The organism is Roseburia sp. AF25-13LB (assembly GCF_003478915.1).
Classification (GTDB): domain Bacteria; phylum Bacillota; class Clostridia; order Lachnospirales; family Lachnospiraceae; genus Roseburia_C; species Roseburia_C amylophila.
The window spans coordinates 1-7,662 of record NZ_QUFO01000019.1 but is presented as its reverse complement, the minus strand read 5'-3'; the positions used below and the strand labels follow the sequence as shown (position 1 = coordinate 7,662).

Here is a 7,662-nt window from a genome sequence, read left to right as displayed (position 1 = left end):
AAGTAGTAAATAACGTAAAAAGACCGCAGCAGTTGGGAAATGTTGGAGAGAGTGGTATAGATACAAGTTGGTATAAACCAGATGGTTCAATCAATTATCCGCCAAATAATGGTGCTGTGCCAGGAACAGAAGTTAATATAACTTTAAAACCAGGAACTACACTGGGAAGGTATGGAAATATTGGAGAAAAGAGTAATTTTGTCACACAAACAGGAGCAGATGCCAGTAAATTAGCGTTGCCACCGAATACCAATCCTGCTATTTATCAAGAATTTGAAGTAATAAAAGAGATACCAGGAACGATACAAGCAGAGATTGCACCGTGGGGTGGTTCGGCAGGCGGTGGTTTACAATATGAACTTCCAAAACCAATATTACAATTGATTAAAGAAGGATATATTGTACCCAAGTAAGGAAGAGGTGTAAGATGTTATCGACAGAAGAATTAAAAAATTATGTATATAATGAAATTCAAACGCGGTTAGGAAAGGTTTCTTGTGGAAATTTGTTCTTTGCTGAAGGAACAGATAATAGTGTAGAAGGAACATATATATTTAATAAGAACAATGAATATCATATTCTTTTTACTGAAAAAGGAAAAATAAGAAGTGATATTGTTACAGATGAAAAGAGAGAAGTTTTATGGAATGCAGTAGAGATAATTTCTACTAATATTATAATAAATTTTGCAATATGCAATAGAGAAAAGGGAAAGGATTTTCGCAGAGCTCTTTTTGCAAAAGAAAAAGAAATTTTTTCGTTGTTTGGACATGATTTTCAGAAAAGAAAAGATGAAGAAATAGAAGAAATTCTTAAAAAAAATCCATATAACGATATTTAATTTGTAACTATCTCAAAGCTTTTTTGGGCGTGATGGAATTTACCGTTGCACAGGAATTTTTAATTTCAAGTCAGCGGTAAAATTTTAGGTGGTAAAAATCATTGCTTTGGAGAAACCTTGATTCAAGGGAGAAAAAGCAACACCAACTATATATGAAGGCGAGATTATATTATATAGATTGGTGAAAAAATGGCGGATTTTGGAGTTTAGAACCAACGCCTGCAACTGAATATTAATAGAGAGGATAAAGGTAAGTGGAAATATTTAATGTTCGAGAAATATATAAGGGATATAGTTATCCTAAAGAGTTTCTTAAAATTGTAGATTTAAATTTAGTGGATTTAGATTTATGGTATTTAATGACTAAGGAACAGGTAGAAATTAGAATTATAGGTTTAAAAAATAGATATCCTGAAAGACAACTAGTACCTTTTGCCAGAAGGGATGATGGTGATGATATAGCCTGCTTTGAAATCGGAAAAGGTAATAAAGTACAGATTGTTCATGATTTTGCTAGTGCAGGATATGAGCAAAGAAAAGAATATGATTGCTTTTGGGATTGGTTTAAGGATGCCGTTGAAGAAATGATAAAAGAGGATGAAAGTAATGGATAAATTAACAGAATTAAGCAAAGAAATATCTTATGCACTTCGTCATGCTCCATGGGAATATGAATTAGAAATGGATGAAGAAGGTTGGGTGCCAGTGGAGCAATTATTGGATGCTTTGCATAAGGAAGAGAAGTGGAGAAATATATCTGAAAACGATTTGGTTATAATGATTCAAAAATCAGAAAAGAAAAGACATGAGATTTTTAGTGGAAAAATAAAAGCTCATTATGGACATTCTATTCCAATTAAAATTGCAAAAGAGGAAAAAGTACCACCAGAAGTATTGTACCATGGAACAGCTAGAAGATTTTTAAATTCTATTAGAGAAAAGGGGTTGTTACCTAATGGAAGGCAATATGTTCATTTGTCACAGGATGTTGAAACTGCCCATAGTGTCGGTATGAGACATGATATGAAACCTTGTATCTTGAAAATTGATGCTAAACAGGCATGGAAAGAAGGCATAATATTTTATTATGGAAATGAAAAAGTTTGGTTGGCTGATGAAATACCAAGTAAATATATAATGGAGATGTAATGCTTTGAGCCAGTAGACGTAAAAAATCTACTGGCTTTTTTCTTCGTATAAGAACATCCGAAATCACAACCGAATATTTTTTCTTTAAAATTTAGGACGCATTGTTTTTATGGCACTTGGTGCTATGGAGATAATGCGTTTTTTCTATGTTAATTTTCAAATTCTTTTCCAGACTGCTGATATCAGTCTACTTCTTTCGAATATCGTGCTCAGAGTCTGCCTTTTGGTCATCTCACAAAGAGAAAGTGCTTATGGAACGCTCAATGAGGCAGAGTTGGAAGTAGTAAATAATGTAAAAAGACCGCAGCAGTTGGAAAATGTAGGGGAGAGTGGTACTGATTCTGTAGATATAGAATTGAAATATAAAGATGGTTGGACTGCAGCACAAAAGGCAGAGGCAGATGCAAAAGTAAAGGCACTTTCAGATGCCACGACAGTAAAAACACCTGCCAATAGAGGAGGAACATCGGCGTCCTCAAGGTATAAATCAGCGTATGGTAAATCATCTGTACCAAGTGGATATGATGTAGACCATACTATTGATTTGCAATTGGGAGGAGCAGATGATATATTGAATATGAATCCATTAGATATGAGTGTTAATAGAAGTTTAGGTGTGCAAATAAAAAATACTATTAAAGATTATCCAGATGGAACGGTATTCGGACAATTTACGATAAAGTAAGGAGAATGATATGATTAGAGATTTCTTGTTGTTTTTTAATGAGAACATCGTGATTGAGTACTCAGAAGATTTGTATAATGATTTTATCATGCAATTAGGTGGAAAAAGATTTGGACAAGGGCTGTTTAATTCATTTTCAAAGGATAATGTAAAGAAATGGACAGAAATTGTCAGTGAAGCATATCCAGAATTCCAGAATTTGTTTAAAATTTTTGGTTATGATTGGCTTGGACGTTGTTTTGGAATTGATTTAAGGAAAAGTACATATGGAAATATTTTGATGTTTGAAATAGGAACTAATGATGTATTAGAAATTCCTTGTACATTTGACAAATTTCTTAATGAGGAAATTCCATTATATGCTGATGCATGTTTAGCGAAATCATTTTTTGATGAATGGATGAATAACTTTGGTAAGTCGATTGTTTATGGAAGATGTGCTGGTTATAAAGTTCCGTTGTTTCTAGGAGGAGAAGATAGCGTAAATAATCTTGAGGATAGTGATATGGAAGTGTATTGGAGCGTACTAACGCAAGTAAAAAGTAGATTATAATTTTTAGTTATGTATCTACTTAAGGACATCTGAAATCAAAACTGAACATTGTATTTTTAGACTTAAAATGCCTTGTTTTCATAGCACTGGTGCTGTGGAGATGATGTGTTTTTGCATTGAATAGCGGTATTTATATTATAAAAATCGGTCAAAAAAGCGGTAATTTAATTGGACATTTTCATCTTTTTTGCGGTAATTGAAAGGGTTGTAGTTCTGTGTATCCTAATCATTTTATCCAGACCAAAATGTCGGACAAAGTTTTCGTACAATGTAGGAAAGCCTTACAGTATCATTATTTCCGTTGATAAAGAAAAATATGCTTTCCGCAGAACTGATGTTTTGATAAAGCTGGGAAATCTCATATTCGATAGATTTGAGAAAAATGTATTAAAAATTGCCCTTCAATTTCGTTACGAGGTTTCCAGCAAAAAAATCCATTTATCTGTATCCATATCATGAACTATAGGCTTCATTGAGTTTGTTTTCCGTAACTGTCAGATGCTCAATGAAATCCGTAAGAATACCAGTATTTTCAAGATTTAATTCGTAATTAAGTTTCACTTTCAGATGATTTATGAGCATTAGAGAAATAAAAACGCATAGGTCTCATAAACACAGACAATTACAAATAATACTGACAGTAGTTTCTATTACTGATAATAAAAACCAAATACTTTTAAGTATAATAAGTATTCCTGCATTCATACTGGTAGTAAGAAGGAAATCTTCCAGATACTTTCCCATAAGTGAAGTACCGTAGCCATAATCGGATAATCACTGCTTTTCACTGGTACGATATAATGGTTATAAGTTTGTTGATGAAGGGGGAATTTGGCATGCGGTTAGATAGTAGTTTTTATAATAAATATGTTGAGCTGTTTGACTCATATATGTGTAAAATATTTGGTACAGATATCGAAAAAACAGAAGCAATATGCAGTTTTGAAAACAGAGGTTTTTTTAGATTAGAATACAAGTATTATCCTCATAATTATAGAATTGTGATAGAAAATGATATAACACTATTTGATATATCAATTTTTGATGATGAACAAGCATCTAATTCTTTGCAGCGAATTTGTAAATTTAAAAATCATCTGAGTACAGAATGTATTGAAGAAGCAATTAATTTGCTAAAGTCTGTTTTGTTAAAAAATGAATTTAATTTTTATTTTCATAAAGATGGTAAGTTATACAGGAAGAATGCTGAGGGTATAAAAAGAGTCAAAGACATAAGGGAGTTATTAAATGGAGGAGAAAAGAGTGGTAAGTAAATATTTGGAATATAGAGAAAATGTACTGAAGTATACAAATACTGATATGAATTTGAAATTAGAAAATGATGAGCAGGTTTATATTGCTGTTTTTGATATTCCGACAGAAAGTGGTATTTTATATGGACATACAAAACTTTGGCATTAGTTTTTTGATTAAATATACACATATATCTGGGGGAATGGTGATGCAATTGTTGGATTAGAAAAAAATAGAGATATAATGAATGCTATGCAATCTTTGTTTATTAGTTCTTCGCAAGTTTTAAAGAGTATGCAATTAGTGGATGATTATTCATATTATGAAAGTTCTAATGTCAGAGCCTATTTGAAAACTAGAAGAGGGGTATATTTTCAAGAACTAACAAATAAATCTCGGGAAGAGAGATTTTTAAATATGTTAATGGAAAATGTGCTTATTACGATTTCCAAAAAGATGTATTGATTGCAGACCCTAGACCAGGTGGTGGAGTTCAATATTTATTTAATCAATTTGATACAGATTGGATAACAGAGATTAGAAGTTTTTCAAATTAAAGGAGATTGCTATTATGGATAAAAGACAAGAATTATTAAAAAAATTGGAACTATTAGTACAAGAAATTGATAAAGCCAAGGAAATAGTAGATGATGAAAAAAGTCAATACTTAAATAATTATGAAAATAGAATTGAAGTCGTAATAAAAAAATTACGGGATGGTACATTACCTGCTTCTAAAGGTGGACTTATTGGTACAATGAGAGGGATTTCAGAATATGACAGTTTGGCAACTATAAAAGCGTTGTACGATGCGGCATCTGATGTGGATTTGTTTTATAGCAAAGAATGTCAAAAATGGTAATATATTATTTTAATTATGTCTCCACATAAGGACAACCACCACAAAAATCTTCGGTCTTTAAATTAATCGGAATGGCTTTCGCCGAAGGTGATGTAATCCATGTAGATTAATTTGAAGACCCTAGGGCGAAATTTGACATCTGAAATCAAAACTGTACATTGTATTTTTAGACTTAAAATGCATTGTTTTCATAGCGCTTGGTGCTGTGGAGATGATGTGTTTTTGCATTGAATAGCGGTATTTATATTATAAAAATCGGTCAAAAAAGCGGTAATTTAATTGGACATTTTCATCTTTTTTGCGGTAATTGTAAGGGGTTGTAGTTCTGCGTAGCTATGTGGACAAGAGAATGACAGAAGCTACCAACAGTCCACTGGCAGGCTTCTTAACAGGTTCGCTGACTGGAATGCTCAATGAGATAGATGCCATGGCAAATGTAAGTGGATTACACGGTTCTTTTGCAGAAGGAATGTCAAAAGAAGATGCCCAGAAATACCTTGATTTTCTTGAGAATGGAAGCAAGGAAGGGCTGACAGAGGCAGAAATAAAAGGAATCGGAAAGGTAGACGAAACACTTGCATTAAAGAAAGTAACCCCGGAGGAGCTGTTGGAACTTAGAAAACAGCAACTGGGGAATGTGGGGGAGAGTGGTCTAAACTCTGTAAAAGACATTATAAAAGGAGTAGAGAATGGAGATGTTACATTAAGCAATAATATTCAAAAAGGTAATTATGGTGAGATGAAGATGGATACATATTTCGAAAGTCAGGGATATGAGAGAATAAATCTCGACAGAGTAACCGATTTAAATACACCAACTCATCAAGGAATTGATGGAGTGTATTATAATCCAGATGATTATCCACAATATATAATTGGTGAAGCAAAGTATGGTAGTTCAAGGTTGTCGACACTTGCGGATGGAACACCACAGATGAGTGATAAATGGATAATTGATAGATTGGAAAATGCTGTTGGTGAGGAAGTTGCCAATGACATTAAAATGGAAATGATTTTAAATCCAGATAATGTAGGCTCTTCATTGGTGCAAGTCTTGCCAGATGGTGGTATTGATATAACAAAATTAATTGATGGAATCAAGCAATAGGAGAGTAGAAAAAAATGAGAGATAGAATAAAAGATGAACATTATTTTAATTTGTTAATTCAAAAAGAAAAAGAAAGTATAAAAATGTTTGAAGATGCCGTAAAAAAAACAACTCTTGAAAAGGGAGAATCAGATAGAGGTACCCGTAATGGATATAATATTTTGATTAATTCTTATGAAAAGGAAATAAATCTACTATATTCTTTAGGAGAAGATCTGGCAATAATTGAAGAAGTTTATAAAAAGTTATTGTTTTATTATAGTAAGATGTGGAATAGAAAATATGGTTATATTGAGTTGATAAAAGTGCTTTCATTGGCGGTGCTGTTCAAAGTTGATAAGAGTGATATATTTGAATTAGAGAAAAAAATTATATCAGAAAGGTTTGATGACTATTTGGTAAATTTTTGGATTAAAAAAATTGATTCGACATGGGAAAGAAAAGAGGAAACATTTGAATTTAAAGTGTATGATTGTTTAAAACAAATTTTAGAAAAAGATAGAGAGATGGCTTGTGAAGAGTTGAAAGAGTATTTATTGGAGAACTGGTATGAAATACATAGAGAATGCGCTTGGTATGATAGTCATAAATCAAACCAAAAAGTGTATTATGGATACTGGAGCTTTGAAGCAGGTGCCATTGCAAAGATACTAAATTTGGATGATAGTAGTTTAAAGGATGTACCATATTATCCATATGATTTAGTTCACTATAAAAAATAAACTTTATTGTGGTTATATTTTCGAGTTCCAAACAACCTAAAAACGCTTATGTCTATTAATTAACTATTAGGGCTGTTGCGATATTGTGAAAAAGTTGAGGAATATTTTGTTGATTTAATGGTGAGAAAATGAAAATCACAGGTAGTATGAATTATGTTAAGTTTGATTTAGAAAATGGGTATGTTATAAAAGCGGAAGGAGAAATGCTTGTAGGGAGAAAGTTTGTGGCGTATATGGACACTATGAAAACATGGGAGCCACCACATGAGAAAATTAGTAAAGAACAGATGGAAAGAATCATTCAAGAAGTACAGAAAAGTATGAATGAAAATACGGTGCAGATTATTTTTGAATAAAACCAGTTATGTTTCTGACTAATAGTATTTATTATGGTTATACTTTCGGACTTCCAACAACCTACAACTCATGCATGTTTATTAATTAATCATCATGGCTGTTGTGAAGCAATTAAGAATCCATGATGTTAA

12 protein-coding genes are annotated in these 7,662 nt (G+C 32.2%); all 12 read left to right on the top strand.

Annotated features, from left to right (window positions below; all coding sequences use genetic code 11):
- Positions 1–413 (top strand): TNT domain-containing protein (locus tag DWY37_RS15425; protein ID WP_118558564.1); only part of this gene is annotated, 413 nt, incomplete at its 5' end.
- Between the two features lie 14 nt (positions 414–427).
- Entirely contained in the window at positions 428–841 is a 414-nt protein-coding gene (locus DWY37_RS15420) for an Imm63 family immunity protein (RefSeq protein WP_118544583.1), read from the top strand.
- Positions 842–1,095: 254 nt separating this feature from the next.
- Positions 1,096–1,455 (top strand): hypothetical protein, encoded by a 360-nt coding sequence (locus DWY37_RS15415; RefSeq protein WP_118542492.1) that lies wholly within the window; start codon positions 1,096–1,098, stop codon positions 1,453–1,455.
- Positions 1,448–1,990 (top strand): RNA 2'-phosphotransferase, encoded by a 543-nt coding sequence (locus DWY37_RS15410; RefSeq protein ID WP_118542490.1) that lies wholly within the window; start codon positions 1,448–1,450, stop codon positions 1,988–1,990. Before DWY37_RS15415 ends, DWY37_RS15410 begins: the two co-directional genes overlap by 8 nt.
- 109 nt (positions 1,991–2,099) lie before the next feature.
- Complete coding sequence (locus DWY37_RS15405; RefSeq protein ID WP_118542488.1) at positions 2,100–2,675, top strand: hypothetical protein; 576 nt, start codon at positions 2,100–2,102, stop codon at positions 2,673–2,675.
- A gap of 10 nt (positions 2,676–2,685) precedes the next feature.
- Entirely contained in the window at positions 2,686–3,228 is a 543-nt protein-coding gene (locus DWY37_RS15400) for a T6SS immunity protein Tdi1 domain-containing protein (protein WP_199650072.1), read from the top strand.
- 836 nt (positions 3,229–4,064) lie between these two features.
- Positions 4,065–4,502, top strand: a complete 438-nt coding sequence (locus tag DWY37_RS15390) for a hypothetical protein (RefSeq protein ID WP_118544584.1) — start codon at positions 4,065–4,067, stop codon at positions 4,500–4,502.
- Positions 4,492–4,650, top strand: coding sequence for a hypothetical protein (locus tag DWY37_RS16225; RefSeq protein ID WP_243092129.1), 159 nt, complete (start codon positions 4,492–4,494; stop codon positions 4,648–4,650). The genes DWY37_RS15390 and DWY37_RS16225 overlap by 11 nt, the downstream gene beginning before the upstream one ends.
- Positions 4,651–5,053: 403 nt before the next feature.
- Positions 5,054–5,344, top strand: a complete 291-nt coding sequence (locus tag DWY37_RS15380; protein WP_118544585.1) for a hypothetical protein — start codon at positions 5,054–5,056, stop codon at positions 5,342–5,344.
- A gap of 349 nt (positions 5,345–5,693) precedes the next feature.
- Entirely contained in the window at positions 5,694–6,452 is a 759-nt protein-coding gene (locus DWY37_RS15375; RefSeq protein WP_118544586.1) for a hypothetical protein, read from the top strand.
- A 14-nt stretch (positions 6,453–6,466) separates the two neighbouring features.
- Positions 6,467–7,174 (top strand): PoNi-like cognate immunity protein, encoded by a 708-nt coding sequence (locus DWY37_RS15370; protein ID WP_118544587.1) that lies wholly within the window; start codon positions 6,467–6,469, stop codon positions 7,172–7,174.
- Between the two features lie 128 nt (positions 7,175–7,302).
- The gene (locus DWY37_RS15365; RefSeq protein ID WP_118544588.1) at positions 7,303–7,530 is read left to right on the top strand and encodes an Imm74 family immunity protein; all 228 of its coding nucleotides are present in this window, start codon (positions 7,303–7,305) and stop codon (positions 7,528–7,530) included.
- Positions 7,531–7,662 lie beyond the last annotated feature (132 nt).